The sequence below is a fragment of the Pseudomonas allii genome (assembly GCF_055380095.1).
Genome location: NZ_AP039450.1, coordinates 6,158,610 through 6,183,346, shown reverse-complemented (window position 1 = coordinate 6,183,346; position 24,737 = coordinate 6,158,610). Strand labels below are relative to the sequence as shown.

The following is a 24,737-nucleotide window of genomic DNA, read 5'->3' as shown; positions in this document are numbered from 1 at the left end:
GGAGTCCGTCATGCCGCTTGCCCAACTGATCAGCCCCCAGCAATTGGCCGAGCGCCAGAAGGCCGGCGGGTTGGTGATCCTCGATTGCCGTTTTGCCCTGGAAGACCCTGACTACGGGCTCTGCAGCTATGCCGAAGGGCATATCGAGGGCGCGCAGTACGCTGACCTGGAACGCCACCTCAGCGGGCCGGTGACCAAGGGCGTGACCGGTCGCCATCCGTTGCCGGCGGCAGATACCTTCGCCGAGCAATTGCGTGCCTGGGGGATCAACACCGACACCGATATCGTGCTGTATGACGACGGCCCCGGTGCCTATGCCGCACGGGCCTGGTGGTTGCTGGCGTGGCTGGGCAAGCGTGATGGCGTCTTTATTCTGGATGGTGGCCTCAAGGCCTGGCATGCGGCCGGTTTTCCGCTGAGCCTGGACGCACCGGTGGTTGAGCCAGGCACCTTCGTCGGTACGCCGGACAATCACCTGGTGCTGGATGCCGAGCACCTGCAAAAACTCCTGGGCCAACCCGGCCTCACCCTGATCGATGCCCGTGCCCAACCACGCTTTCGTGGTGAAGTGGAGCCGATCGACCCGATTGCCGGGCACATCCCTGGGGCGCAGTGTGCGGCGTTTAACGAAAACCTGGGTGCGGACGGCCGCTTCTTACCCGCCGAGCAGCTCAAGCAACGCTTCGCCGAAAAATTGCAGGGGCGCTCGCCGGATGAACTGGTAGCGTATTGCGGTTCAGGGGTGACTGCGTGCCACAACCTGTTCGCCCTGAGCCTGGCCGGTTACCCGTTGGGCAAGTTGTATGCAGGGTCGTGGAGCGAGTGGATCACCGATCCGGCGCGTGCCATCGCTACTGGCGACTGAGTTATCCGTCGTGTAAACCCAATCCAAATGTGGGAGCGAGCAAGCCCGCTCCCACATTATTAACCGCGCTGTGTCAGCAGCCATTCGGGGATGCGGCGTTCCAAGTAGTAACTTGGGCGTTTGAGTGAGCCGTCGACAAACCCCACATGCCCACCCTTGGCCAGCAGCTCAAATTCCGTATTCGTCGACAGTTCACTGGCCTCGGGCAGGCTGTGGGTAAACACAAACGGGTCATCAGCCGCCTGGATGATCAGGGTGGGCGTACGGATGCCACCCAGGTAATAGCGGCTCGAAGCTCGGCGGTAGTAGTCCTCGGCACTCAAGAAACCGTGCAAAGGCGCGGTGACCCGGCCGTCGAAGTCCCAGAACGTGCGCATCTTGTCCAATGAGCCCAGGGCCTCAAGCGTCTTCAATCCCTCCGCCCGGCCGTCCTGTAGAAAGCGGCTTTGCTTGATGCGGATATACGCCAGCATTTCCCGCATGAAATGCTTCTGATAGACCCGCGAAAAGCCCAGGCCGATGCGGTCTGCGCATTGGTCCAGGCGAAACGGCACCGACACTGCCGCCGCGCCTTGCAGCCCCGATGCCTCGCCGGTTTCGCCCAAATGCTTGAGCAGCACATTGCCGCCCAGTGAGTAACCCACCGCATACAGCGGCGCCAGCGGTCGCTTGGCCCGCAGATGGGCAATCGCCGCGGCCAGGTCTTCGCTGGCGCCTGAGTGATAGCTGCGCGCCAACAGGTTCGGCTCGCCCGAGCAGCCACGCCAGTTCAACGCCGCGCTGGCCCAGCCTTGCGCGGCCAGGGCTTTTTGCAGGCCGGCCACGTAGGGCGAGTTGGAGGAACCGGTCAACCCATGCAGCACCAGCACCAACGGCGCTTGTGCATCATGGGGGCCATGCCAGTCGAGGTCGAGGAAGTCGCCGTCGTCCAGCCACAGGCGTTCGCGTTGGCGTTCGATGTGGGTGGTGGGGCGCCACAGCGGCCCCCACAGTGTTTGCAGGTGGGGGTTGCCGAGGCCGAAGGCGGGGGTGAACAGGTCGACGGTAGGCTTCATGAAACTCTCTGTTGTGGCGGGCAGGCTTTCTGTGGCGAGCGGGCTTGTTGTGGCGAGCGGGCTTGCCCCGCGTTGGGCTGCGAAGCGGCCCCATCAATAACACCGCGAATAGTCAGTTAGAACATCATTGCTGGTTTTGGGGCTGCTGCGCAGCTCAACGCGGGGCAAGCCCGCTCGCCACAAACAGAGGTCAGGCGGCGCTACGTTGCCACAACGCGTAATACACCCGTCCGGACTTCTGTTCCCGGTGCAAACGCCAAGTGGCCGGCAAGCCCAGGGTAGAAGGGGCGGTCTCGCTTTCAGTGTAGATCCACGAATCCGCCGCCAGCCATTGGCGTTCTTCCAGCAACGCACACACGGTCGGCAGCAGGTTCTGGTTGAACGGCGGGTCGAGGAACACCACGTCGAATTCGCTGGCCGGCTGGGTCTCCAGGTAGCGCAGGGCGTCGGCGGTTTGCACCTGGCCGGTGGTGCAGCGCAGGGTGCCCAGGTGTTCCTTGAGGCTGGACACCGCCACATTGCTGGCGTCCAGCGCCTGGCCCAGGGCGGCGCCACGGGACAGCGCCTCCAGGAACAGCGCACCGCTGCCGGCGAACGGGTCCAGCACCTTGGCGCCTGCGATGTACGGGGCCAGCCAGTTGAACAGGGTTTCACGCACGCGGTCCGGCGTCGGGCGCAGGCCTACGACGTCGGGGAAGCTCAGCTTGCGGCTGCGCCATTCGCCGCCAATGATGCGCAGTTGGCCCACACCGTTATGCACGTTGTGGACAGGTTTTTTCGGGCGAGATGAACTGGCCATTAATGCTCCGGAACCCCGAGCGGCTGCTCGGCGGGTTTATCAGTGGGGGGCGGTAGTGGCTTTTGCGCAATCGTCGGGCCGGCGGTCACGATGACCATCTTGTCGGCGCTCAAGTGTTTGTTCATTGCAGCCTTGACCTGCTCTACGGTCAGGGCCTGGGATTGTTTCACGAAATCTTCCAGATAGGTCAGCGGCAGGTTGTAGAAACCCATCGCGCCCAACTGCCCGACGATATCGGCATTGCTCGCGGTCGACAGCGGGAAGCTGCCGGCCAGCTCGCGCTTGGCGTCATCCAGTTCCTTTTGCGTCGGGCCGGTCTTGAGGTAATCGGCCACCACGTCCTCGACCAGGCGCAGGGTGCCGCCGCTCATTTCTGCGCGGGTCTGCAGGTTGATCATGAACGGGCCGCGTACCTGCATCGGCGAGAAGCCGGAGTACACGCCGTAGGTCAAACCACGTTTTTCACGCACTTCGCTCATCAAGCGAGTGCCGAAACCGCCGCCGCCGAGGATCTGGTTACCCAGGGACAAGGCTGCGTAGTCCGGGTCGGCACGATCGATGCCCAGTTGCGCGAACAACAGGTGGGTTTGCTTGGAGGGGAACTCGATACGGCTCAGGCCCGGTTTGGGTTCGGTCGGCTGGGCGATCTTCGCCAGCGCCGGGCCCTTGGGTAGCGATGCAGAAACCTTGGCCGTCATGGCCTCGGCTTCGGCGCGGGTCAGGTCACCCACCACCGCAATCACCGCGTTGCCCGCTGCGTAAGCCTTGGCGTGGAACGCCTGCAACTGCGCGAGGGTAATCTTCGGCACGCTCTCGGGCGTGCCTTCGCTCGGGTGCGCGTAAGGGTGATCGCCGTACAGACGCTTGAACAGTTCAAGGCTGGCCAGCTTGCCGGGGTTCTGCTTCTGGTACTCGAAGCCGGCGAGGATCTGGTTCTTGATCCGGGCCAGGGAATCGGCCGGGAAGGTCGGTTTGCCGATCACTTCATCAAACAGGCTCAGGGCCGCGTCGCGTTTACTGCTGTCGCTGAGGCTGCGCAGGGACACCAGCGCCATGTCGCGGTAAGCGCCATTGCCGAAGTCTGCGCCCAGGCCTTCGAAGTCACGGGCGATCTGGCTCACATCCTTGCCCGGCACGCCTTCGTTGAGCATGGCGTTGGTCATCAGCGCCAGGCCCGGTACGTTGCCGTCCTGGCTGCTGCCGGCGGCGAACAGGATGCGCATGTCGAACATCGGCAGTTCATGGGCTTCGACGAACAGCACCTTGGCGCCTTCGGCGGTGGTCCAGGTCTGCACGTCGAGCTTGCGGTTGGTCGGCGCCTTGCCGTCCAGTTCTGCCAGGGATTGCAGCTGGTTGCTCGATTGGGCTTTTTCCAATGCCGGGCTGGCGACGGAGTCGCTGGGGCGCAGGAAGTACACGGCGCTGGCGGCGATCAGGGTGACGACGACCAGGCCGGGGAAGATCAGGCGGCTGCTTTTGCGATCACTCATGAGCGGTCTCCTCGGGCAAAACATGGGCGACGCTCAGACGTTCGCGGGTGAAATAGGTGCGCGCGGCTTTCTGGATATCTTCCGGGGTCACGCTTTGCAGGTCGGCGAGTTCCGTGTCCATCAGTTTCCAGGACAGGCCGACGGTCTCCAGGGAGCCAATGGCCGTGGCCTGGCTGGTGATGGAGTCACGCTGGTAGACCAGGCCGGCAATGACCTGGGCGCGGATGCGTTCCAGTTCTTCGGTGCTCGGCGGCTTGGCCTTCAGCTCTTCCAGCAGGCGCCACAGGCCGGCTTCGGCCTGGGCGACGGTTTTCTTCTTCTGTTGATTCGGCGTGGCGCTCAGCATGAACAGGGTATCGCCACGGGTGTAGGCGTCGTAGTTGGTGGAGGCGGCGGAAACCAGCTCTTCACCACGCTCCAACTGTTCGGAGATACGGGCGCTGTAGCCGCCGTCCAGCAAGGCCGAGATCAGGCGCAGGGCCTGCACCGAACGTTTGTCTTCGGCGGTGGCCAGGCCCGGCACGTTAAAGCCCAGCATCACGCTCGGCAACTGGGTTTTCACATGCATCGTCAGCAGGCGCTCGCCGGGCTCGGCCAGTTCCATCGGGATCTTGGCCGGAGGCACATCACGCTTGGGGATCGGGCCGAAGTAGCGCTGGGCCAGGTTCTTTACCTCGTCCGGGGTGACATCGCCGACTACCACCAGCGTGGCATTGTTCGGGACGTACCAGGATTGGTACCAGTGGCGCAGCTCTTCGACTTTCATGCGGTCCAGGTCGGCCATCCAGCCGATGGTCGGCGTGTGGTAGCCGCTGGCCGGGAAGGCCATGGCCTTGAAGCGCTCGTAGGCCTTGGACATCGGGTTGTCGTCGGTGCGCAGGCGGCGCTCCTCCTTGATCACCTCGATTTCGCGGCTGAACTCGTCGGCCGGCAGGCGCAGGCTGGCCATGCGGTCGGCTTCCAGCTCGAAGGCGACGCCCAGGCGGTCGCGGGCCAGCACCTGGTAATAAGCGGTGTAGTCATCACTGGTGAAGGCGTTCTCTTCGGCACCCAGGTCACGCAGGATCAGCGAGGCTTCGCCGGGGCCAACCTTGGCGCTGCCCTTGAACATCATGTGTTCCAGGGCGTGGGACAAACCGGTCTGGCCCGGGGTTTCGTAGCTCGAACCGACCTTGTACCAGACCTGTGAAACCACCACCGGCGCGCGATGGTCTTCACGTACGACCACCTTGAGGCCGTTGTCCAGGGTGAATTCATGGGTGGGTTGTGGGTCGGCAGCCAAGGCTGAAAGAGGCAGACAAACTGTACTGAACAGCAGGCCTGCGGCGCGGCGGGCTAGAGCATTCATTCGTTTTTAAACCTGTTGGGCTGCCCGCTTGGTCTTAGCGTCGGCGGGCGAGGAGGTGCTAGGATACTGATCCGACTAAGGGACGGTCACTGCGGCTGTCTTGTTGAGGCCCTATTTTGGCCTTCAAAATGTTGCGCATGAACGAGCTGGCTTAAAAACAGTCTGTTACGCATCGAATTTTATTTACCGACGCGCCCCTTGGCGCGTCGCTACCTTGAGATAGCCGTCTCCATGTTTGGTTCCAACGACGACAAGAAGACCCCAGCTGCGGCTGGCGAGAAGAAAGGCCTGTTCGGATGGCTGCGCAAAAAGCCGCAGGAAACCGTCGACAAACAGCCGCCGGTTCAACCTGAACCTATCCCAGAACCCATAGTAGAAGCCGAACCGGTTGCCGAAACCCCGGCGCCGGTGGTGTTGCCGATGGCCGAGCCGGTGTTGCAGCCGGTCGTCGAGGCTGCGCCGGAACCCGAGCCGGAACCCGAGCACAAACCGTGGCTGGAACTGCCGGTGGCCGAAGAACCCGTGGCGCTGGTTGAAGATGTGCAGGCTGAGCACGTCACCCCGCCGATTCCGGTTGTGGCCGAGGTGGCTGTGCCTGCGGTGATCGAGCCGGAGCCCGTCGTCGCCCCTGCCGAAACCAGCAAGACCGGCTTCTTCGCCCGCCTCAAGCAAGGCCTGAGCAAAACCAGCGCCAGTATCGGCGAAGGCATGGCCAGCCTGTTCCTCGGCAAGAAGGTCATCGATGACGAACTGCTGGAAGACATCGAAACCCGCCTACTCACCGCCGACGTAGGCGTTGAAGCCACCGCCGTGATCATCCAGAGCCTCACCCAGAAGGTCGCGCGCAAGCAACTGACAGACGCCGACGCGCTTTACAAATCCCTGCAGGCCGAGCTGGCCGCCATGCTCAAGCCGGTGGAAGCGCCGCTGGTGATCACCCCGAAGAAGCCGTTCGTGATCCTGGTGGTGGGCGTCAACGGCGCCGGCAAGACCACCACCATCGGCAAGCTGGCCAAGAAGCTGCAGTCCGAAGGCAAGAAAGTCATGCTGGCCGCCGGCGATACCTTCCGTGCCGCCGCGGTGGAACAACTGCAGGTGTGGGGCGAGCGCAACAAGATCCCGGTCATCGCCCAGCACACCGGCGCCGATTCCGCCTCGGTGATCTTCGATGCCGTGCAGGCCGCCAAGGCCCGTAACATCGATGTGCTGATCGCCGATACCGCCGGTCGCCTGCACACCAAAGACAATTTGATGGAAGAGCTGAAAAAGGTTCGCCGCGTGATTGGCAAGCTCGACGCAGATGCGCCACACGAGGTTCTGTTGGTGCTGGATGCCGGCACCGGCCAGAACGCCATCAGCCAGGCCAAACAATTCAACCAGACGGTACAGCTGACCGGGCTGGCATTGACTAAGCTCGACGGCACGGCCAAGGGCGGTGTGATCTTCGCCCTGGCCAAACAGTTCGGGTTGCCGATTCGTTATATCGGCGTTGGTGAAGGCATCGACGACCTGCGCACCTTTGAAGCCGAACCCTTTGTACAGGCACTGTTTGCCGAGCGGGAGCGTTCATGATTCGATTCGAACAGGTCGGTAAACGCTATGCCAACGGGCATGTCGGCTTGCATGAGCTGAGCTTTCGAGTGCGGCGCGGCGAGTTTCTATTTGTAACCGGTCACTCCGGCGCCGGCAAAAGTACGTTGTTGCGCCTGCTGCTGGCCATGGAACGCCCGACCACCGGTAAGCTGCTGTTGGCGGGCCAGGACCTGGCCACCATCAGCAATGCGCAGATCCCGTTCCTGCGCCGTCAGATCGGCGTGGTGTTCCAGAATCACCAGTTGCTGTTTGATCGCACCGTGTTCAATAACGTGGCGCTGCCGTTGCAGATCCTCGGGCTGTCCAAGGCCGAGATCATCAAGCGTGTGGATTCGGCCCTGGAGCGCGTGGCGCTGTCGGACAAGACCGACCTTTACCCCGGCGACCTGTCCACCGGCCAGCAACAACGCGTTGGCATCGCTCGCGCCATCGTCCACCGCCCGGCCCTGCTGCTGGCGGACGAACCCACCGGTAACCTCGACCCGCGCCTGGCGGCCGAGATCATGGGCGTGTTCGAAGACATCAACCGCCTGGGCACCAGCGTGCTGATCGCCAGCCACGACCTGGCACTGATCGCGCGCATGCGCCATCGCATGCTCACTCTGCAACGCGGCCGCCTGATTGGTGACGGGGAGGCCGGCGTATGAGTGCAACACGCAGCCCTAAAGTCTCCGAGCGCGTGGCGCCGAAACCGGCCGACCCGCAACCGCAGAAGAAAAAACACGACCACGATGACGACGGTCCGGACTTCAGCACCTTGCTGCGCGCCTGGATCGAAAGCCATCGCGCCAGCCTGGTCGACAGCCTGCGCCGCCTGGGCAAGCAGCCGATCGGCAGCTTTTTCACCTGCCTGGTGATGGCAGTGGCCCTGAGCCTGCCGATGGGCCTGTCGCTACTGCTTAATAATGTGGAGCGCCTGGGCGGTTCCTGGCAGCGCGCAGCGCAGATTTCGCTGTACCTGAATATCGACGCCAGTGCCAAAGATGGCGAAGCGTTACGCGACGACATCAAGAACATCCCCGGCGTGGCGGATGCCGAGTACATCAGCCGCGATCAGGCGCTGGAAGAGTTCCAGCAACAATCCGGCCTGGGCGAGGCGCTCAAGGAGCTGCCACAGAACCCGCTGCCGGGCGTGGTCCTTGTGACGCCGAACGAGGTGGACAAGCCGGCGCTGGAAGCCCTGCGACAAAAACTCGCAGAGATGCCCAAGGTGCAACAGGCGCAACTTGATCTAGTCTGGGTAGAGCGCCTGGCGGCGATCCTCAAGCTGGGCGACCGCTTTGTGTTCGGTCTGACAGTGCTGTTGGTGTCTGCATTACTTTTGGTGATAGGTAATACCATTCGTCTTCATATTGAAAACCGTCGCACCGAGATAGAAGTGATTAAACTGGTCGGCGGCACGGACAGCTATGTGCGTCGGCCTTTTCTGTACATGGGCGCGCTTTATGGCTTTGGTGCCGGGATTTTGTCCTGGGGCGTGCTGGCTTTTGGCCTGGACTGGCTGAACGACGCGGTTGTCGGGCTTGCCGGACTCTACGGCAGTGATTTCGCCCTGGCTGGCGTGCCGGTAGCCGATGGTCTGAGTCTCTTGCTTGGCGCGGTATTGTTGGGGTATATCGGTGCTTGGATTGCGGTCGCTCGTCATTTACGTGAGCTGGCACCGAAGTAGTTAATGTCAGATTAATGTGGTTTCGTTTGTATTGACCGTATTGGTGGTTTAGGGAACTTGTCCTACGGTTCCCGGTCAATTTTCGCAGTGCTTCACTGCACGAGTTATGTGAGTCGGAGGTTTTTTCGTATGACCACTTCTTTGCAACCTGCTTATGCCTTGGTCCCGGGTGCGAACCTGGAAGCCTATGTGCACACGGTCAACAGCATTCCATTGCTGACGCCCGAGCAGGAGCGTGAACTGGCCGAGAGTCTCTACTATGAGCAGGATTTGGGGGCGGCTCGGCAGATGGTGCTCGCCCACCTGCGTTTTGTCGTACATATCGCCCGTAGCTATAGCGGCTACGGCCTGGCCCAGGCTGACCTGATCCAGGAAGGCAACGTCGGCCTGATGAAGGCTGTAAAGCGCTTCAACCCCGAAATGGGTGTGCGCCTGGTGTCGTTTGCCGTGCACTGGATCAAGGCTGAAATCCACGAGTTCATCCTGCGCAACTGGCGCATCGTGAAAGTCGCGACCACCAAGGCCCAGCGCAAACTGTTCTTCAACCTGCGCAGCCAGAAGAAACGCCTGGCGTGGCTGAACAACGAGGAAGTGCACCGCGTGGCCGAAAGCCTCGGCGTGGAGCCGCGTGAAGTGCGCGAGATGGAAAGCCGCCTGACCGGCCATGACATGGCCTTCGACCCCGCTGCTGAAGCGGACGACGACAGCGCGTTCCAATCGCCGGCCAACTACCTGGAAGACCACCGGTACGACCCGGCGCGTCAACTGGAGGATGCGGACTGGAGCGACAACTCCAACCACAACCTGCACGAAGCGCTGGAAGTGCTGGACGACCGCAGCCGTGACATCCTCTACCAGCGCTGGCTGGCAGAAGATAAAGCCACGCTGCATGACCTGGCGCAGAAGTACAACGTGTCGGCCGAGCGGATTCGTCAGCTTGAGAAAAGCGCGATGAACAAGCTGAAACTGTCCATCGCCGCCTAAAAATGTGGGAGGGGGCTTGCCCCCGATAGCAGAGTGTCAGTCAACATCAAGGTGACTGATCCACCGCTATCGGGGCAAGCCCCCTCTCACATTTGTTTTTGTGTTGTGTCAGTCGGACCAAGGCGCCTTGCGCGAGTTGTTCAACTCCACCAGATACCCATCCCCACCCAACTGCCCCATCTGCTGACGAATCCACGCCGCCCGCCTTGCCACATACGCCGTCGGATGACTGGCACTCCACACCCGTGGATTGGGCAAAACAGCCGCCAGATAGCTGGCCTGCTGCCGCGATAACCCCTTGGCACTCACCCCAAAGTGATGCCGCGCCGCCGCTTCCGCGCCAAACACGCCTTCGTCCCACTCCACGCTGTTGAGGTACACCTCAAGAATCCGCTGCTTGGGCCACAGCACCTCGATCAACCCGGTAAACCAGGCTTCCAGGCCTTTGCGCAGATAACTGCGGCCGGCCCACAGGAACAGGTTCTTCGACACTTGTTGGCTCAACGTACTGGCGCCGCGAATCGAGCCGCCGCGCTCGTTGTGCAGGATCGCCGCCTGGATCGCACCGAAATCAAAGCCCCAATGCTGCGGGAAGCGCTGGTCTTCACCGGCCATCACCGCCACTTTGAGGTCATCGGAGATCTCGTCCCACGGTACCCAGGTGCGCTGCAGGTCAATGGGCTCGCCGTCGAACCAGGACTCGACCTTACGCTCCACCATCAGCGCGGTGAAGGGCGGCGGGACGACACGAAACAGCAGCACCAGCAGCACGCTGCCAATGGCAAACCATTTGACGACGTTGAGAAGGCGTTTGAAGAGGAGACGCAGCATAAGAGATGGCTTGGCCGAACCCGTTGAGCGGGCCATTATACAGACCCTGCCCTATGAGTCTGACTGGAGTTCCTCATGCTGCGTGGCTTTCTGATGTTGGCTGCCTTTTTCGGCTTCACCGGTGTCGCCCTTGGCGCCTTCGCCGCCCACGGCCTGAAAAACCGCCTGAGCGCTGAGTACCTGGCGATCTTCCACACCGGCGTGACCTACCAGTTGGTGCATGCCCTGGCACTGTTCGGCGTGGCGCTGCTGGCGGCGCATATTCCTGGCCGATTGGTCAGCTGGGCAGGCATCTCGTTTACCGTTGGCATCCTGCTGTTCTCCGGCAGCCTGTATGTGCTGACCCTGACCGGCATCAGCAAGCTTGGGATCATCACGCCGTTTGGCGGCCTGGCCTTCCTGCTTGGCTGGTTCTTCCTGGGTCTGGCGGCGTGGCGCTTGCAGGCGGCCTGACCAAGGGACTTGGGCCGGCAACCTCAATCGGGCTAGAATGCCGACCCCTAAAAACGATGGCGGCCCGTGGCATGCGCATTCAGTTGAACGGCGAATCCTTTGAACTGCCCGACGGTGAAACCGTTGCGGCCCTGCTGACCCGCCTGGACCTCACCGGGCGCCGTGTCGCAGTGGAACTCAACCTGGATATCGTCCCGCGTAGCCTGCACGCCGAGACCGCACTCGCCGAAGGCGACCAGGTCGAAGTGGTCCACGCCATCGGCGGCGGCTGATCGCGCAGTTTCCTGAATTCTGCAGAACCTCACCCCATTCCGAGGATTTCCCATGAGCATCGTTCGTAGCGACAAGCCTTTCGTCCTGGCTGGCCGTACCTACCAGTCCCGCCTGCTGGTCGGCACCGGCAAGTACCGCGACATGGAAGAAACCCGCCTGGCCATCGAAGCCTCGGGCGCCGAGATCGTCACCTTCGCCGTGCGCCGCACCAACCTCGGCCAGATCGAAGGCGAGCCGAACCTGCTCGAAGTGCTGTCGCCGGACCGCTACACCTTCCTGCCGAACACCGCCGGTTGCTACGACGCCATTGAAGCCGTGCGCACCTGCCGCCTGGCCCGTGAGCTGCTCGACGGCCACAACCTGGTGAAGCTGGAAGTGCTGGCCGACCAGAAAACCCTGTTCCCCAACGTGATCGAAACCCTCAAGGCCGCCGAAACCCTGGTCAAGGAAGGTTTCGACGTGATGGTCTACACCAGCGATGACCCGATCATTGCGCGGCAACTGGCGGAAATCGGCTGCATCGCGGTGATGCCACTGGCGGGTCTGATCGGTTCCGGCCTGGGTATCTGCAATCCATACAACCTGCAGATCATCCTCGAAGAAGCCAAGATCCCGGTGCTGGTGGATGCGGGCGTGGGCACGGCCTCCGACGCAACCATCGCCATGGAACTGGGCTGCGACGCGGTGCTGATGAACTCGGCCATCGCCCACGCCCAGCAACCGATCCTGATGGCCGAAGCCATGAACCACGCCATCGTCGCGGGCCGCCTGGCCTACCTCGCCGGTCGCATGCCGAAAAAACTCTACGCCAGCGCCTCCTCGCCGCTGGATGGTCTGATCAAGTAAGAGCCATTGATGACTGAATCAAACGAAACGCCGAACACCCTGGAAGCAGGCGACGAGTCCAAGCACCGCCGCATCAAGAGTTTTGTGATGCGCGCCGGTCGCATGACCGAAGGCCAGCAAAAGGGTCTGGAGCAAGGCACGCCGCTGTTCGTGTTGCCATTGGCCGACGCGCCGGTGGACTACGACCAGGTGTTTGGCCGTTCGGCCCCGCGCTCCCTGGAAATCGGCTTCGGCATGGGCCACTCCCTGCTGGAAATGGCCGCCGCTGCGCCGGACCAGGATTTTATCGGCGTGGAAGTCCACCGCCCGGGTGTAGGCGCGCTGCTCAACGGCGTGTTGACCCAAGGCCTGACGAACCTGCGGGTCTATGACTGCGACGCGATCGAAGTGCTCAACCGCTGCATCGCCGACAACAGCCTCGACCGCCTGATGCTGTTCTTCCCGGATCCATGGCACAAAGCCCGTCACCATAAGCGCCGCATCGTCCAGGCCTCCTTTGCGGAGCTGGTGCGCAGCAAGCTGAAAGTGGGCGGCATCCTGCACATGGCCACCGACTGGGAGCCGTATGCGGAATATATGCTGGAAGTGATGAACGTGGCCCCCGGCTACCGCAACCTGGCTGAAGACGGCAAATGCGTGCCACGCCCGGCCGAGCGTCCGATCACCAAGTTCGAGCGTCGTGGTGAGCGGCTGGGGCATGGCGTTTGGGATCTGAAGTTCGAGAAGTTGGCGTAACCGGCCCCTGATTTCAAATGCAATCAAATGTGGGAGGGGGCTTGCCCCCGATAGCGGTGGATCAGTCAGCTTATCTGTAGCTGACCCACTGTAATCGGGGGCAAGCCCCCTCCCACATTTGTTTTTGCAGTGTGCTTTGGATCAGCGACGATCTGCGACTACGCCGATCAGTACCAGAACCACAATCAACACCGGTGCCAGGCTGTAGTTATTGAATTGGCTCAATCCCCGCACAATCCACGGCGTGGCATAGATCAACGCCGCGCCGCTGCCGATCATGCACACCAGCGCCATCAACGGCACGCGCAACGCACCCGCGATGCCGCCCAGGCGTGCTTCGATCCAGCCCTTGATGTCGGCGCCAAACAGCACCAACAGGCAGCCCACCAGGGCCAGGGAGATTTCCGACAGGTTGCTACGGCTCCAGCGGGACACGGTGGCGAGCAGGTCGAGTACCAAATCCATTCGATTTCCTTAAGAGCGTCAGCTCAAAAACTTCTGCAACAGATCATTGAGAAAGAGTTGCCCGCGGTCGGTCGCCGCCAGGCGTGACGGTTCGACCTGCATTAAGCCACTTTGTTCTGCCTCGCGGCGGCCTTCATCGAGGCTCGCCAGCTCCAGGCCGGTACGCTCGGCGTAGAGCCTGGCCTCGACGCCTTCGGTGAGGCGCAGGGCGTTCATCAGGAACTCGAATGGCAGCTCTTCGTTAGTCAGTTCCTTCGCGCCGGCCTGGAAGCTTTTGGCCGGGTTGAGGTAGTCCTTCGGTGCCCGCGTCTTCCACGTGCGCACGATGCGCCCGTCCGGGTGGCTGAGCTTGCCGTGGGCGCCGGCGCCGATGCCGATGAAGTCACCGAAGCTCCAGTAATTGAGGTTATGCCGCGCCGGGCGACCCGGTTGGGCATAGGCCGACACTTCATATTGCGCATAACCGTGCTCGGCGAGCAGCGCCTGGCCGGCTTCCTGGATATCCCAAAGGGTGTCATCTTCCGGCAGCGCAGGCGGCTGGTTCCAGAATACGGTGTTGGGTTCCAGGGTCAGCTGGTACCAGGACAAGTGCGTCGGCTTCAGCGCGATGGCCTGGCGCAAGTCGCTCAAGGCGTCGTCCAGGGACTGATCGGGCAGCCCGTGCATCAAGTCCAGGTTGAAGTTATCAAAGCCAGCCTGGCGTGCCATGCCGGCGGCGCGTACGGCTTCGTCGCCATTGTGGATGCGGCCCAGGGCCTCTAGCTTTTCCTGCTGGAAGCTCTGGATGCCTATGGACAGGCGATTGATCCCCAGCTTGCGATAGGCCACGAACTTTTCTTGCTCGAACGTCCCGGGGTTGGCTTCCAGGGTGATCTCGATATCGCCGGCAAACGGGATGCGGGCTTCCACACCCTTGAGCAGCCGCCCCAGCGCTGCGGCGCTGAACAGGCTTGGCGTACCGCCGCCGAAGAAGATCGAACTCAGCTCACGGCCGTAAACCGCATGCAGGTCCTGATCGAGGTCCGCCAGCAGCGAGTCCACATACTCTTCTTCCGGCAGCACTTGGCTGGCGGTGTGGGAGTTGAAGTCGCAATAAGGGCATTTGCGCACGCACCACGGGATGTGGATGTACAGCGCCAGGGGCGGCAGCACAGGCAAGGCCGCCCGAGGTGTTTGCGCGCCGCCGTGGATCAGCGGCTGCGCAGAGGTGTTCTGGGTCATTTCAGGCTCAGGCGTTGGCGCAGCAAATCCATTGCGCGAGCACGGTGGCTGATCTGATTCTTGTCGGCCGGGCTCAGTTCGGCACTGGAAACGTTACGCTCCGGTACCCAGAACAGCGGGTCATAGCCAAACCCATGCTCACCACTGGCGGCATGCAGGATGCGCCCGTGCCACAGGCCTTCGCACAGGATCGGCAGCGGGTCATCGGCATGCCGTACCAGGGCCAGCACGCAGACGAACTGTGCGCTGCGTTCGGCGTCCGGCACGTCCTTGAGGGCGTCCAGCAGCTTGGCGTTGTTGGCGGCGTCGCCCTTGCCGTCGGCGTAACGTGCCGAATAAATGCCCGGTGCGCCGCCGAGGAAATCGACGGCCAGCCCCGAGTCATCCGCCAGCGCCGGTAGGCCGGAGATACGTGCGGCGTTGCGTGCCTTGAGGATGGCGTTCTCGACGAACGACAGGCCGGTCTCTTCCGGTTCCACCTGGCTGAACTCGCCGATGGAGCGCAGTTGCACGGAGTCACCGAGCATTGCCTGGAGTTCTTTGAGTTTGCCGGCGTTATGGCTGGCCAGTACGAGTTGGGTGAGGTTCATTATTCCGCCGGAAACAGTTCCTGGTTGAACTGGAAGCTATGGGCTTTGCCGCCGGTTTCAACGTTGATGGTAAACGTCTTGTATTCGCGCTGCGTCACGGAGTAGGGCGCCAGGTAATTGATGCCGCCTTTCTCGTTGATCTGCTTGAACGTCAGGACTTCGCTCTTGCCGCCCAAGTCCTTGATGGTGCCGGTCACTTGCGCGGCCACCGGGGTCACGCCCTTGATCACGGTCACGTTGATCAAGCCCTTCTCCTTGCTGCGCACCACGCCGACGGCCTGGGCGGTTTCCGGTTGCAGGAAGCTGGAGGTGAAGGTGTTGTAATGCACGGTGATGTCACCGAAGTCTTTCTTGCGATTGGCGTCGATAGCGTCGGCGGCCATGGCGCTGGCGCCCAGGCACGCGGTCAATAGAAATACAGCCAGGCGTTTCATGAGCGTCCCTCTTGAAGATGATTAGACGGCAATCTTGTGATCCGTCAGGCCAGGACTGCTGACCCGGTAAATACCGATTTCGCCCAACAGGTTGGGCCATAGTTTACTTGCCCAGCCGTGACGATGCTGTTGATCGACGGCAAGGCGGTTGATCACCTTGGCTTCACGCTCACTGCACAGGGCTTCGAAGTCTTCGAAGGTGCAGAAGTGGATGTTCGGCGTGTTGTACCAGGTGTACGGCAGGAAGTCCGACACCGGCATGCGGCCCTTGGTGGCCAGGTACCAGCGGCAGCGCCAGTGCCCGAAGTTGGGGAAGGTGATGATGCACTGGCGGCCGACGCGCAGCATTTCGTCGAGGATGCGGTCCGGGTAGTGCACCGCCTGCAGGGCCTGGGTCATCACCACGATGTCGAAGCTGTTGCTGGCAAAGTTGCCCAGGCCCTTGTCCAGGTCCTGCTCGATCACGTTGATGCCCTTGGCCACGCACTGGGCGATGTTGTCCGGGTCGTTTTCCAGGCCGTAGCCGGTGACTTGCTTGTTGTCGCGCAGCCAGCTCAGCAGTTCGCCATCGCCACAGCCCAGGTCGAGCACGCGGCTGCCGGCGGGGATCCAGTCTTGGATGATTTCCAGGTCGGCTCTCATGGCGTTCTCACACAGTAATCCGGTTCATGTAATTGCCGAACGCCTGCAAGTAACGCGGGATCGGGATCAGGAAGGCGTCGTGGCCTTGCGGTGCATCGATCTCCAGGTAGCAGACGTCTTTGCGTGCCGCCATCAGCGCGTCCACCAGCTCACGGGAGCGCGCCGGAGAGAAGCGCCAGTCGGTGGTGAACGACATCACGCAGAACTTGGCCGTGGCGCCTTCGAAGGTTTTCGCCAGGTCGTCGTCGTGGTTGGCGGCCGGGTCGAAGTAGTCCAGCGCCTTGGTCATCAGCAGGTAGGTGTTGGCGTCGAAACGTCCCGAGAACTCCTCGCCCTGGTAGCGCAGGTAGCTTTCCACCTGGAACTCGACGCTGTGGAAGTCGTAGTTGAGCTTCTCGCTCTTGAGGCCACGGCCGAATTTCTCGCCCATGGAGTCATCGGACAGGTAGGTGATATGCCCGACCATCCGCGCCAGCATCAGGCCGCGCTTGGGAATCACGCCGGCTTCCTGGAACGAACCACCGTGGAACTCCGGGTCGGTGAGGATGGCCTGGCGCGCCACTTCGTTGAAGGCGATGTTCTGCGCCGACAGCTTGGGGGCCGAGGCGATTGCCAGGCAGTGTCGCACGCGGTCCGGGTAGGTGATGGTCCATTGCAGTGCCTGCATGCCGCCCAGGCTACCGCCGATCACCGCAGCCCACTGGCTGATGCCCAGCCGGTCGGCCAGGCGCGCTTGGCTATGCACCCAGTCTTCCACGGTGAGCACCGGGAAGTCGGCGCCGAATGGCTTGCCGGTTTCCGGGTTGAGGCTGCTGGGGCCGGTTGAGCCGTTGCAGCCGCCGAGGTTGTTCAGGCTGACCACAAAGAACTTGTTGGTGTCGATGGGCTTGCCGGGGCCGATGCAACTGTCCCACCAGCCGGGCTTGCGCTCGTCGACCGAATGGAAACCGGCCGCGTGATGATGGCCGGACAGGGCGTGGCAGATCAGCACGGCGTTGCTCGCCGTGGCGTTCAGTTGGCCATAGGTTTCATAGATCAGGTCGTAGGCGGGCAGCGAACGGCCGCAGGCCAGGGCCAGTGGTTCGCTGAAGTGCACCACTTGGGGCACGACCAGTCCAACAGAATCGGGGGGAAAGGCAGCTGGCATCGACCCTGCTCTCGTTTAAATGAGGCGTAAGTCTAAAGACCGCTGCACCTAGCGGCAAGCAAAGGCCTGCGCGGATTGAATTCAGTGTGCAGTTTGAAAATGTGGGAGCGGGCTTGCTCGCGAAGGCGGTGTGTCAGTCAACTTGTGTAGCGACTGAACCACCGCCTTCGCGAGCAAGCCCGCTCTCACATTTGATCCGTGTCAGATCAGCAGACGCAGAATGTCCGGCATCATGGTCATGGCCGCCAGGTTGTTGATCACCAGCATGTCCAGCAACTTGAGCACCATGAACGCCAGGATCGGCGAGATATCCAGGCCGCCGAGGTTCGGCAGCAGGCGGCGGAACGGCGCCAGGGCCGGCTCGCAGATCTGGTTCACCAGCTCTGCGCCAGGGTTGTGGCTACCGGGGGCGACCCAGGACAGGATCACGCTGATGATCAGGGCGAAGAAGAAGATCTTCAGGAACAGCGCGGTCACGCCGATGATGGCCCAGATCAGCAACTGTACGAAATTTCCGGTGGTGCCGTAGGTCAGCAGCAGGGTCAGCGCCATCAAGGCCAGCTGCACCAGGATCGCCAGTACCAGCGACGACATGTCCAGGCCGAACAGGCTCGGGATGATCCGGCGCAACGGCTTGAGCAGCGGCTGGGTGGCCTTGACGATGAACTGGCACAGCGGGTTGTAGAAGTTCGCACGCACCAGTTGCAGCACAAAGCGCATCAGGACGATCAGCAGGTAGAGGCTGCCGAGGGTTTGCAGCACGTAGACGGCTGCGGTGTTCAAACCAATCATGTTGGCTCCTTATTTGCCCAGTTGTTCGGCGAGTTCCGCCGAGCGGTGCGCAGCGGCACCCAATGCTTTTTCCACCAGGGCTTCAAAGCCCCCGGCCTGGAACGACTCGATGGCCGCCTGTGTGGTGCCGCCAGGGGAGGTCACGCGACGGCGCAACTCGGCGGCGTCCACATCGCTGGCCACCGCCATACGTGCGGCGCCGAGGGCAGTCTGCTCGGATAGCTGTTTGGCGATGTCCTGGGGCAGGCCCAGTTTCACGCCGGCGGCAGTCATGGCTTCGATCAGCAGGAAGAAATACGCCGGGCCGCTGCCGGATACGGCGGTGACCGCGTCCAGTTGCTGCTCCTGTTCCAGCCACAGGGCGAGGCCCACGGCGGACAGCAGCTCTTGCGCCTGGTCGCGTTGTTCGGCGCTCACTTCGGCGGTAGCGTACAAGCCGCTCACGCCCTGGCTGACCAGGGCCGGGGTGTTGGGCATGCAGCGCACGATCGGCTGGGCGCCGAGCCAGGTGTTCATGCTGGCGCAGGTGATGCCGGCGGCGATGGACACCACCAGTTGCTGCGGCTGCAGGCTTGGGCGCAGGCTTTCGCACACGGCCTTCATGGCCTGCGGCTTCACTGCCAGCACGATCACATCAACGCCCTGGATGGCCTCGGCGTTGTCGGCAAAGGTTTCAATACCGTGCTCGGCGCTGACGCGGGCACGGGTGTCTGCGCCCGGGTCGCTGGCGCGGATCTGCGCGGCATCCAGGCCCTTGGCCCGCAGGCCACCGATCAGGCTGGCCGCCATGTTACCGGCGCCGATAAAGGCTATACGCGTGTCTTTCATGACAGGTCCTTAGCTAAATGGAAGTCAGCCATTTCATGGCTGGCCGTAGTCGCGGGCGCCAAACAGGGCGGTACCGATCCGCACCCAGGTGGCGCCTTGGGCAATGGCCGACTCAAGGTCGTGGCTCATGCCCATGGAAAGTGTGTCCAGCGGCAGGTTCAAACTGGCTTGCAGCTCGCGCACGGTGGCGAAGGCTGCATCTTGCGCGGCGCGCTCTTCGGTCGGCTCGGGGATTGCCATCAGGCCACGCAGCTTCAGGCGCGGCAGGGCGCTGATAGCGTTGGCCAGGGCTGGCAGGTCGGCGGGTGTACAGCCGGACTTGCTGGCTTCGCCGCTGACGTTGACCTGGATGCAGATGTTCAGCGGTGGCAGGTCGGCCGGGCGTTGTTCGGACAGGCGTTGTGCAATTTTGAGGCGGTCCACGGAATGCACCCAGGCGAAGTTCTCGGCGATAGCGCGCGTCTTGTTCGATTGAATGGGGCCGATGAAGTGCCAACTCAAGGGCAGGTCGGTTAATTCGGCCTGTTTGCCAAGGGCTTCCTGCAGATAGTTCTCGCCAAAGTCGCGCATGCCGGCGGCATAGGCTTCGCGCACTGCCTGCGCGGGTTTGGTTTTGCTCACGGCCAGCAGGTGGATGCTGCTTGTGTCACGTTGCACAGCCTCGGCTGCGGCGCGGATGCGCTGGCTAACCTGGCCGATGTTGTCTGCTATCGTCGACATTCAAGATGCGCCCGTGGATATGGAGTCCGCGGCATTCTACTGGAAATGGAAAGCCCTATGGATATCACTGAATTACTCACGGCCAGCGTGTGCCGTGGTGCCTCCGACCTGCATTTGTCCGCCGGCCTGGCGCCGATGCTGCGGGTGGATGGCGAGGTCTGGCCGCTGGATGGGCCGGTGCTTTCACCCCCGCAAGTGGCGGACTTGTTGAGCCCATTGCTCAATCAGCACCAACAAAAGGATTTCGAAACATCTCTTGAAACGGATTTTGCCTTCGAACTGCCCGGTGTAGCACGGTTCCGGGTCAATGTGTTCCGGCAGGACCGTGGCATGGGCGCGGTGTTTCGCACCATTCCGTCCGAGGTCCAGAGTCTGGAGCGTCTCGGCCTGGGGGAGGTGTTCCAGCGTATTGCCCAGCTGCCGCGCGGCCTGGTACTGGTGACCGGCCCCACCGGCTCGGGCAAGTCCACCACCCTGGCGGCGATGATCGATTTTCTCAATCGGCATCGACGCCAACATATCCTGACCCTCGAAGACCCCATCGAATTTATCCACACGCCGAAAATGGCGTTGATCAACCAACGCCAGGTGCATCGCGATACCCACAGCTTTTCCGTTGCCCTGCGCTCGGCGCTCCGGGAAGACCCGGACGTGATCCTGGTGGGCGAACTGCGCGACCTGGAAACCATCCGCCTGGCCCTGACGGCGGCTGAGACCGGGCACCTGGTGTTCGGCACCTTGCACACCTCGTCGGCGGCAAAGACCGTGGACCGGCTGGTGGACGTGTTCCCGGCGGGGGAAAAGGCCATGGTCCGCTCGATGCTGTCGGAGTCGTTGCAGGCAGTGGTGTCCCAGGTTCTGGTGAAGAAGATCGGCGGGGGGCGGGTGGCGGCCCATGAAATCATGTTGGGTACGCCGGCTATTCGCAATCTGATCCGTGAGGACAAGGTGGCGCAGATGGTCTCGGCGATCCAGACGGGTGGGGCGCTGGGGATGAAGACGCTGGATATGAGCTTGAAGGCGTTGGTCGGGGAGGGGGTGATCAGTCGGGAAGAGGCGCAGCAGAAGGCGAGGGTGCCTGGGGAAATATGAAGGTCCAAATGTGGGAGAGGGCTTGCCTCCGATAGCAGTGGATCAGTTAGCTTATTTGTAGCTGACCCACTGTAATCGGGGGCAAGCCCCCTCCCACATTGTTCACCCACCGCATTCCAGCCTGGAATCAGCGCTGGACCACCCGCAGGTTGTTCTGCTCTTTGGGCAATACCCGCTTGGCAATCACGTAGTTCTTGTCCCAGAACGGTTTTTTCAGCGTGTCGATGCTGACCGCCTTGCCACGGCGTGGTGCGTGGATGAAGCGGTCGTTGCCCAGGTAGATGGCAACGTGGTTCACCTGGCGACTTTTCAGCTTGAAGAACAGCAGGTCACCCGGTTTCAGGTCCTTGCGATCAACCTTCTGTCCGTGGCCGGCGGCCATGGCGTTGGAAGTGCGCGGCAAATCCACGGCCGCGACGTCGTTGAAGGCATATTTCACCAAACCGCTGCAGTCGAACCCTTTACTTGGGCTGCTGCCGCCCCAACGATAAGGAGTACCGAGCACGTTGACGGCGCGGCTGAGCACAGTGCTGCTCTGCTTGGTGTTGACGCCTACCAGGCCAGCCGTGGCTTTACCGTGGGCCTTGCTCAGTTGAGTCGGGCGGTTGACGGTCAGCTTGACCGACTTGGCGGTGCTTGGCGTGCTGTGGACTTTAGGGGTGAAACCGTTAACGTTGGGAAGTCGTTGCTCACGATTGGTGGCGTGGGCGGCCAGTGGCATTAATAGGCAAATGGTTAGCCATGTCTTGAAAAATGGTCGCATTAGGCGTGGCTCTTATGGGTTTGCGCGCAACTTTATAACAGCTTTTTGTGTCGTTCTCAGGCCGTTTGTCGACTGAACCTTGACGTCAAAATCAGGAAAAACGCGACGATTCGCCGCAATTGTCCTACACAAGTCAGGTGGCATAAGGCTTTCAGGGCAGGGAAGATACCATTTGCCGTACGTCGGGCGCCCGTAAAAAAGTCACAAAGAAAATGAAAAAATTTATCTATCGAGGCAAAAGAGGTACGCGATGAACACCTATCAGCAGATTGGCGAGCAGCAAGACACCCACAGCAAGGTGATCGGTTACCTGCTGTGGATTTTCGGTTTTACCGGGGCGCATCGCTTCTATTACGGCAAGCCGGTGACCGGCACGATCTGGTTTTTCACCTTTGGCTTGCTGGGTATTGGCTGGCTGATCGACCTGTTCCTGATCCCGGCCATGGACCGTGAAGCGGACCTGAGGTTCACCGCCGGGCCCATCGAATACAACGTGGCCTGGATCCTGTTGGCGTTTCTCGGGGTATTTGGCGTGCACCGCATGTACCAGGGCAAATGGATCACCGGCCTGATCTACCTGCTGACCGGCGGTTTGTTCCTGGTGGGGGTGCTGTATGACTTCTGGACGTTGAATACGCAGATATCGATCCGCAATGCCGAGCGCAACAGCGGCCGCTGATCTTTAACTTCTGGATGTGGGAGGGGGCTTGCCCCCGATAGCGGTGGATCAGTCAGCTTATCTGTAGCTGACCCACTGCAATCGGGGGCAAGCCCCCTCCCACATTGATCATGCCCACATTAGATGTGGGATTTTTCAGGCCTGGTAGGTGATACGTCCATCCACCAGGGTGTAACGCACCGTCGCCGGCAGGCTATGGCCGATGAACGGGCAGTTTTCACCTCTGGACAGCCACTGCTCCCCGGCAACCGTGGAGCTGGCCGGGTCGAACAGCACCAGATCCGCCGCCGAACCCACCGCCAACTTGCCCGCCGGCAGGCGCAGGGCCTCGGCCGGGCCGCTGCTCAGGCGTGCCAACAATGTCTGCAAGTCCAGCAACCCATCCTCTACCAACGTCATCGCCAACGGCAGCAACAGTTCGACACTGCTGATACCCGGCTCTGTCGCGCCAAACGGTGCCAGCTTGGCATCCCGTTCATGGGGCTGGTGATGGCTGGAAATCGCCGAAACCACACCGGATTTCACCGCTGCGCGCAAACCGTCGCGGTCAGCCAGGGTGCGCAGGGGCGGCTGCACGTGGTAGAGGCTGGAGAAGTCGATCAGCGCTTCGTCCGTCAGAATCAGCTGATACAGCGCCACATCCGCTGTCACCGGTAAGCCACGGGCCTGGGCCTGGGCGATCAGGGCGACGCCCCGCGCGCTGGTCAGCTGGCTGAAGTGCGCGCGCACGCCGCTTTGTTCCACCAGCAGCAGGTCACGGGCCAGGGCCACGGTCTCGGCGGTTTCAGGGATGCCCGGCAGGCCGAGGAAGCTGGCCACGGCGCCTTCATGGGCCAGGCCGCCTTCGGCCAGGTCGCGGTCCTGGGAATGGAAGATTACCGTCAGGTCGAAAGTGGCCGCGTATTCCAGGGCACGTAACAGCGTGCGGGTGCTGCGAAAGCTTTCCAGGCCATTGCCAAAGGCTACGCAACCGGCGTCGCGCAGGGCGATCAGCTCGGCGAGTTGTTCGCCTTCCAGGCCCTTGCTCAGTGCGCCGATAGGGAACACTTTGCAGTTGCCGGCTTCACGGGCGCGGTCGAGGATCAACTCGGTCACGGCCGAGGTGTCCAGCACCGGCTTGGTGTGCGGTGGGCAGCACAGGCTGGTCACTCCACCGGCGGCGGCGGCGCGGGTTTCGCTGGTGATATTGCCCTTGCGGCTGTAACCCGGCTCACGCAGGGCGACGTTCAGGTCGACCAGGCCAGGCGCGGCTACCAGGCCTTTGGCGTCGATGGTCTCGCTGGCGCTGAAGCCTGCGGGCGCGGCGCCAAGGGCGATGAGCTTGCCGGCTTCAAGGTGAAGGTCGGTAACTTGATCCAGGCCACTGGCCGGATCGATGACACGGGCGCCGAGGATGCTGAGCTTCACTGGGCGTTCTCCTGCTCGAATTGACGTTGCGCGGTTTGCCCGCTCATGGCCATGGACAGCACGGCCATGCGTACGGCGATGCCGTAGGTCACTTGGTTGAGGATCACCGACTGCGGACCGTCGGCCACCGCCGACTCAATCTCCACGCCACGGTTGATCGGGCCCGGGTGCATCACGATGGCATCCGGCTTGGCGCCGGCCAGGCGTGCGGTGGTCAGGCCGAACAGGCGGTAGAACTCGCCTTCGCTCGGTAGCAGGCCACCGGCCATGCGCTCGCGTTGCAGGCGCAGCATGATCACCACGTCCACGTCCTTGAGGCCTGCGGCCATGTCGGTGTAGACCTTTACGCCGTACTGTTCGATACCGATGGGCAGCAGGGTTTTCGGTGCGATCACACGGATATCCGGGCAACCCAGGGCTTTGAGGGCCAGCATGTTCGAGCGCGCGACCCGCGAATGCAGGATGTCGCCGACGATGGCCACCGAGAGATTCTCAAAGCTGCCTTTGTGCCGACGAATGGTGAGCATGTCGAGCATGCCCTGGGTCGGGTGGGCGTGGCGGCCGTCACCGCCGTTGATGATCGCCACCTGCGGGCACACGTGTTCGGCGATGAAGTGCGCGGCGCCGGAGTCGCCGTGGCGTACCACGAACATGTCGGCGGCCATCGCTTCCAGGTTGCGCAGGGTGTCGAGCAGGGTCTCGCCCTTGCTTGCCGACGAGGTGGACACGTTCAGGGTGATCACATCGGCCGACAGCCGCTGGGCGGCCAGTTCAAAGGTGGTGCGGGTGCGGGTGGAGTTCTCGAAGAACACGTTGCAGATGGTTTTGCCGCGCAACAGCGGGACCTTCTTCACCGCCCGGCCACCGACTTCGAGGAACGAGTCGGCCGTGTCGAGGATTTCGGTGAGCAGTTCGCGGGGCAAACCGTCGAGCGACAAGAAGTGTCGCAACTGGCCCTGAGCATTGAGCTGCAGCGGGCGCTTGGCATCTAGAGGCGTCATCGCGGGGACTCTTTA

The 24,737-nt window shown here is 62.1% G+C and carries 28 protein-coding genes; 11 read left to right on the top strand and 17 right to left on the bottom strand.

All coding sequences use genetic code 11. The annotated features are described in order from the left end of the window. Positions 1–10: 10 nt before the first annotated feature. Positions 11–865, top strand: a complete 855-nt coding sequence (locus ACZ445_RS28460) for a sulfurtransferase (protein WP_464707822.1) — start codon at positions 11–13, stop codon at positions 863–865. A 59-nt stretch (positions 866–924) separates the two neighbouring features. Here ACZ445_RS28460 and ACZ445_RS28455 read toward each other — a convergent pair whose 3' ends face one another. From ACZ445_RS28455 to ACZ445_RS28440, 4 genes are all read right to left on the bottom strand, one after another. Further along, a complete protein-coding gene (locus tag ACZ445_RS28455) occupies positions 925–1,920 on the bottom strand; it encodes a hydrolase (protein WP_179040719.1) in 996 nt (331 codons plus the stop codon). A 190-nt stretch (positions 1,921–2,110) separates the two neighbouring features. Further along, entirely contained in the window at positions 2,111–2,719 is a 609-nt protein-coding gene (rsmD, locus tag ACZ445_RS28450; protein ID WP_058426539.1) for a 16S rRNA (guanine(966)-N(2))-methyltransferase RsmD, read from the bottom strand. Then, positions 2,719–4,209 carry a M16 family metallopeptidase gene (locus tag ACZ445_RS28445; protein ID WP_058426540.1) on the bottom strand — a complete coding sequence of 497 codons (1,491 nt, stop codon included), beginning with the start codon at positions 4,207–4,209 and terminating at the stop codon, positions 2,719–2,721. The genes rsmD and ACZ445_RS28445 overlap by 1 nt, the downstream gene beginning before the upstream one ends. Further along, complete coding sequence (locus tag ACZ445_RS28440; RefSeq protein ID WP_179030153.1) at positions 4,202–5,557, bottom strand: M16 family metallopeptidase; 1,356 nt, start codon at positions 5,555–5,557, stop codon at positions 4,202–4,204. The genes ACZ445_RS28445 and ACZ445_RS28440 overlap by 8 nt, the downstream gene beginning before the upstream one ends. 231 nt (positions 5,558–5,788) lie before the next feature. Here ACZ445_RS28440 and ftsY point away from each other — a divergent pair, with 231 nt between their 5' ends. The 4 genes from ftsY to rpoH all read left to right on the top strand — a co-directional run bounded on the left by ftsY (position 5,789) and on the right by rpoH (position 9,803). After that, complete coding sequence (gene ftsY, locus ACZ445_RS28435; protein ID WP_464707821.1) at positions 5,789–7,129, top strand: signal recognition particle-docking protein FtsY; 1,341 nt, start codon at positions 5,789–5,791, stop codon at positions 7,127–7,129. Further along, complete coding sequence (ftsE, locus tag ACZ445_RS28430; RefSeq protein WP_003176700.1) at positions 7,126–7,797, top strand: cell division ATP-binding protein FtsE; 672 nt, start codon at positions 7,126–7,128, stop codon at positions 7,795–7,797. The genes ftsY and ftsE overlap by 4 nt, the downstream gene beginning before the upstream one ends. Continuing rightward, positions 7,794–8,819 carry a permease-like cell division protein FtsX gene (gene ftsX, locus ACZ445_RS28425; protein WP_177074294.1) on the top strand — a complete coding sequence of 342 codons (1,026 nt, stop codon included), beginning with the start codon at positions 7,794–7,796 and terminating at the stop codon, positions 8,817–8,819. Before ftsE ends, ftsX begins: the two co-directional genes overlap by 4 nt. A 129-nt stretch (positions 8,820–8,948) precedes the next feature. After that, positions 8,949–9,803 carry an RNA polymerase sigma factor RpoH gene (gene rpoH / locus ACZ445_RS28420; protein WP_016972967.1) on the top strand — a complete coding sequence of 285 codons (855 nt, stop codon included), beginning with the start codon at positions 8,949–8,951 and terminating at the stop codon, positions 9,801–9,803. Between the two features lie 108 nt (positions 9,804–9,911). On the opposite strand, the gene mtgA is transcribed toward rpoH, so the two are convergent. Then, positions 9,912–10,634 carry a monofunctional biosynthetic peptidoglycan transglycosylase gene (gene mtgA, locus ACZ445_RS28415; RefSeq protein ID WP_058426544.1) on the bottom strand — a complete coding sequence of 241 codons (723 nt, stop codon included), beginning with the start codon at positions 10,632–10,634 and terminating at the stop codon, positions 9,912–9,914. A 75-nt stretch (positions 10,635–10,709) separates the two neighbouring features. Between mtgA and ACZ445_RS28410 the strand changes: the two genes are divergently transcribed. From ACZ445_RS28410 to trmB, 4 genes are all read left to right on the top strand, one after another. Continuing rightward, positions 10,710–11,087 (top strand): DUF423 domain-containing protein, encoded by a 378-nt coding sequence (locus tag ACZ445_RS28410; RefSeq protein ID WP_058426545.1) that lies wholly within the window; start codon positions 10,710–10,712, stop codon positions 11,085–11,087. Between the two features lie 71 nt (positions 11,088–11,158). Further along, positions 11,159–11,359: a sulfur carrier protein ThiS gene (thiS, locus tag ACZ445_RS28405; protein ID WP_058426546.1), complete on the top strand. Its 201-nt coding sequence runs from the start codon at positions 11,159–11,161 to the stop codon at positions 11,357–11,359. 52 nt (positions 11,360–11,411) lie between these two features. Next, positions 11,412–12,206: a thiazole synthase gene (locus ACZ445_RS28400; RefSeq protein WP_058426547.1), complete on the top strand. Its 795-nt coding sequence runs from the start codon at positions 11,412–11,414 to the stop codon at positions 12,204–12,206. A gap of 9 nt (positions 12,207–12,215) precedes the next feature. Continuing rightward, on the top strand, positions 12,216–12,941 hold the full coding sequence (gene trmB / locus ACZ445_RS28395) for a tRNA (guanosine(46)-N7)-methyltransferase TrmB (protein ID WP_058426548.1): 726 nt from the start codon (positions 12,216–12,218) through the stop codon (positions 12,939–12,941). A gap of 141 nt (positions 12,942–13,082) precedes the next feature. On the opposite strand, the gene ACZ445_RS28390 is transcribed toward trmB, so the two are convergent. From ACZ445_RS28390 to ACZ445_RS28350, 9 genes are all read right to left on the bottom strand, one after another. Then, positions 13,083–13,406, bottom strand: coding sequence for a DUF3392 domain-containing protein (locus tag ACZ445_RS28390; RefSeq protein ID WP_464707820.1), 324 nt, complete (start codon positions 13,404–13,406; stop codon positions 13,083–13,085). A gap of 18 nt (positions 13,407–13,424) precedes the next feature. Next, positions 13,425–14,627 carry a radical SAM family heme chaperone HemW gene (gene hemW, locus ACZ445_RS28385; RefSeq protein ID WP_058426550.1) on the bottom strand — a complete coding sequence of 401 codons (1,203 nt, stop codon included), beginning with the start codon at positions 14,625–14,627 and terminating at the stop codon, positions 13,425–13,427. Continuing rightward, the gene (rdgB, locus tag ACZ445_RS28380) at positions 14,624–15,220 is read right to left on the bottom strand and encodes an RdgB/HAM1 family non-canonical purine NTP pyrophosphatase (protein ID WP_179030392.1); all 597 of its coding nucleotides are present in this window, start codon (positions 15,218–15,220) and stop codon (positions 14,624–14,626) included. Before rdgB ends, hemW begins: the two co-directional genes overlap by 4 nt. Next, complete coding sequence (locus ACZ445_RS28375; protein WP_058426552.1) at positions 15,217–15,651, bottom strand: DUF4426 domain-containing protein; 435 nt, start codon at positions 15,649–15,651, stop codon at positions 15,217–15,219. The genes rdgB and ACZ445_RS28375 overlap by 4 nt, the downstream gene beginning before the upstream one ends. 21 nt (positions 15,652–15,672) lie before the next feature. After that, a complete protein-coding gene (metW, locus tag ACZ445_RS28370; protein ID WP_034109956.1) occupies positions 15,673–16,293 on the bottom strand; it encodes a methionine biosynthesis protein MetW in 621 nt (206 codons plus the stop codon). A 7-nt stretch (positions 16,294–16,300) separates the two neighbouring features. Further along, positions 16,301–17,440 (bottom strand): homoserine O-succinyltransferase MetX, encoded by a 1,140-nt coding sequence (gene metX / locus ACZ445_RS28365; protein WP_464707819.1) that lies wholly within the window; start codon positions 17,438–17,440, stop codon positions 16,301–16,303. Between the two features lie 201 nt (positions 17,441–17,641). Then, positions 17,642–18,232: a YggT family protein gene (locus tag ACZ445_RS28360; RefSeq protein ID WP_058426554.1), complete on the bottom strand. Its 591-nt coding sequence runs from the start codon at positions 18,230–18,232 to the stop codon at positions 17,642–17,644. Positions 18,233–18,241: 9 nt separating this feature from the next. Beyond that, complete coding sequence (gene proC / locus ACZ445_RS28355; protein WP_058426555.1) at positions 18,242–19,060, bottom strand: pyrroline-5-carboxylate reductase; 819 nt, start codon at positions 19,058–19,060, stop codon at positions 18,242–18,244. A gap of 33 nt (positions 19,061–19,093) precedes the next feature. Continuing rightward, on the bottom strand, positions 19,094–19,780 hold the full coding sequence (locus tag ACZ445_RS28350; RefSeq protein WP_464707818.1) for a YggS family pyridoxal phosphate-dependent enzyme: 687 nt from the start codon (positions 19,778–19,780) through the stop codon (positions 19,094–19,096). A 57-nt stretch (positions 19,781–19,837) separates the two neighbouring features. On the opposite strand from ACZ445_RS28350, the gene ACZ445_RS28345 reads away from it, so the two are divergent. Further along, positions 19,838–20,872: a type IV pilus twitching motility protein PilT gene (locus ACZ445_RS28345; protein ID WP_058426557.1), complete on the top strand. Its 1,035-nt coding sequence runs from the start codon at positions 19,838–19,840 to the stop codon at positions 20,870–20,872. A gap of 127 nt (positions 20,873–20,999) precedes the next feature. On the opposite strand, the gene ACZ445_RS28340 is transcribed toward ACZ445_RS28345, so the two are convergent. Further along, positions 21,000–21,635, bottom strand: coding sequence for a C40 family peptidase (locus ACZ445_RS28340; RefSeq protein WP_058426558.1), 636 nt, complete (start codon positions 21,633–21,635; stop codon positions 21,000–21,002). 268 nt (positions 21,636–21,903) lie between these two features. On the opposite strand from ACZ445_RS28340, the gene ACZ445_RS28335 reads away from it, so the two are divergent. After that, positions 21,904–22,314, top strand: coding sequence for an NINE protein (locus tag ACZ445_RS28335; RefSeq protein ID WP_162276412.1), 411 nt, complete (start codon positions 21,904–21,906; stop codon positions 22,312–22,314). Between the two features lie 135 nt (positions 22,315–22,449). On the opposite strand, the gene ACZ445_RS28330 is transcribed toward ACZ445_RS28335, so the two are convergent. Both ACZ445_RS28330 and ACZ445_RS28325 read right to left on the bottom strand, forming a co-directional pair. Continuing rightward, positions 22,450–23,721, bottom strand: a complete 1,272-nt coding sequence (locus ACZ445_RS28330) for a dihydroorotase (RefSeq protein ID WP_058426560.1) — start codon at positions 23,719–23,721, stop codon at positions 22,450–22,452. Further along, entirely contained in the window at positions 23,718–24,722 is a 1,005-nt protein-coding gene (locus tag ACZ445_RS28325) for an aspartate carbamoyltransferase catalytic subunit (protein WP_058426561.1), read from the bottom strand. Before ACZ445_RS28325 ends, ACZ445_RS28330 begins: the two co-directional genes overlap by 4 nt. Positions 24,723–24,737: the final 15 nt, after the last annotated feature.

What these genes read in the sequence shown, in the direction of transcription:
- trmB (WP_058426548.1), top strand. Translation starts at nt 12,216, where the DNA reads ATGACTGAATCAAACGAAACGCCGAACACCCTGGAAGCAGGCGACGAG.
- hemW (WP_058426550.1), bottom strand. Translation starts at nt 14,627, where the DNA reads ATGACCCAGAACACCTCTGCGCAGCCGCTGATCCACGGCGGCGCGCAA.
- ftsY (WP_464707821.1), top strand. Translation starts at nt 5,789, where the DNA reads ATGTTTGGTTCCAACGACGACAAGAAGACCCCAGCTGCGGCTGGCGAG.
- ACZ445_RS28345 (WP_058426557.1), top strand. Translation starts at nt 19,838, where the DNA reads ATGGATATCACTGAATTACTCACGGCCAGCGTGTGCCGTGGTGCCTCC.
- ACZ445_RS28360 (WP_058426554.1), bottom strand. Translation starts at nt 18,232, where the DNA reads ATGATTGGTTTGAACACCGCAGCCGTCTACGTGCTGCAAACCCTCGGC.
- rpoH (WP_016972967.1), top strand. Translation starts at nt 8,949, where the DNA reads ATGACCACTTCTTTGCAACCTGCTTATGCCTTGGTCCCGGGTGCGAAC.
- thiS (WP_058426546.1), top strand. Translation starts at nt 11,159, where the DNA reads ATGCGCATTCAGTTGAACGGCGAATCCTTTGAACTGCCCGACGGTGAA.
- ACZ445_RS28400 (WP_058426547.1), top strand. Translation starts at nt 11,412, where the DNA reads ATGAGCATCGTTCGTAGCGACAAGCCTTTCGTCCTGGCTGGCCGTACC.
- ACZ445_RS28460 (WP_464707822.1), top strand. Translation starts at nt 11, where the DNA reads ATGCCGCTTGCCCAACTGATCAGCCCCCAGCAATTGGCCGAGCGCCAG.
- ftsE (WP_003176700.1), top strand. Translation starts at nt 7,126, where the DNA reads ATGATTCGATTCGAACAGGTCGGTAAACGCTATGCCAACGGGCATGTC.
- metW (WP_034109956.1), bottom strand. Translation starts at nt 16,293, where the DNA reads ATGAGAGCCGACCTGGAAATCATCCAAGACTGGATCCCCGCCGGCAGC.
- ACZ445_RS28410 (WP_058426545.1), top strand. Translation starts at nt 10,710, where the DNA reads ATGCTGCGTGGCTTTCTGATGTTGGCTGCCTTTTTCGGCTTCACCGGT.
- ACZ445_RS28340 (WP_058426558.1), bottom strand. Translation starts at nt 21,635, where the DNA reads ATGCGACCATTTTTCAAGACATGGCTAACCATTTGCCTATTAATGCCA.
- ACZ445_RS28455 (WP_179040719.1), bottom strand. Translation starts at nt 1,920, where the DNA reads ATGAAGCCTACCGTCGACCTGTTCACCCCCGCCTTCGGCCTCGGCAAC.
- metX (WP_464707819.1), bottom strand. Translation starts at nt 17,440, where the DNA reads ATGCCAGCTGCCTTTCCCCCCGATTCTGTTGGACTGGTCGTGCCCCAA.
- ACZ445_RS28325 (WP_058426561.1), bottom strand. Translation starts at nt 24,722, where the DNA reads ATGACGCCTCTAGATGCCAAGCGCCCGCTGCAGCTCAATGCTCAGGGC.
- ACZ445_RS28375 (WP_058426552.1), bottom strand. Translation starts at nt 15,651, where the DNA reads ATGAAACGCCTGGCTGTATTTCTATTGACCGCGTGCCTGGGCGCCAGC.
- ACZ445_RS28440 (WP_179030153.1), bottom strand. Translation starts at nt 5,557, where the DNA reads ATGAATGCTCTAGCCCGCCGCGCCGCAGGCCTGCTGTTCAGTACAGTT.
- ftsX (WP_177074294.1), top strand. Translation starts at nt 7,794, where the DNA reads ATGAGTGCAACACGCAGCCCTAAAGTCTCCGAGCGCGTGGCGCCGAAA.
- mtgA (WP_058426544.1), bottom strand. Translation starts at nt 10,634, where the DNA reads ATGCTGCGTCTCCTCTTCAAACGCCTTCTCAACGTCGTCAAATGGTTT.
- ACZ445_RS28390 (WP_464707820.1), bottom strand. Translation starts at nt 13,406, where the DNA reads ATGGATTTGGTACTCGACCTGCTCGCCACCGTGTCCCGCTGGAGCCGT.
- ACZ445_RS28350 (WP_464707818.1), bottom strand. Translation starts at nt 19,780, where the DNA reads ATGTCGACGATAGCAGACAACATCGGCCAGGTTAGCCAGCGCATCCGC.
- rsmD (WP_058426539.1), bottom strand. Translation starts at nt 2,719, where the DNA reads ATGGCCAGTTCATCTCGCCCGAAAAAACCTGTCCACAACGTGCATAAC.
- ACZ445_RS28445 (WP_058426540.1), bottom strand. Translation starts at nt 4,209, where the DNA reads ATGAGTGATCGCAAAAGCAGCCGCCTGATCTTCCCCGGCCTGGTCGTC.
- proC (WP_058426555.1), bottom strand. Translation starts at nt 19,060, where the DNA reads ATGAAAGACACGCGTATAGCCTTTATCGGCGCCGGTAACATGGCGGCC.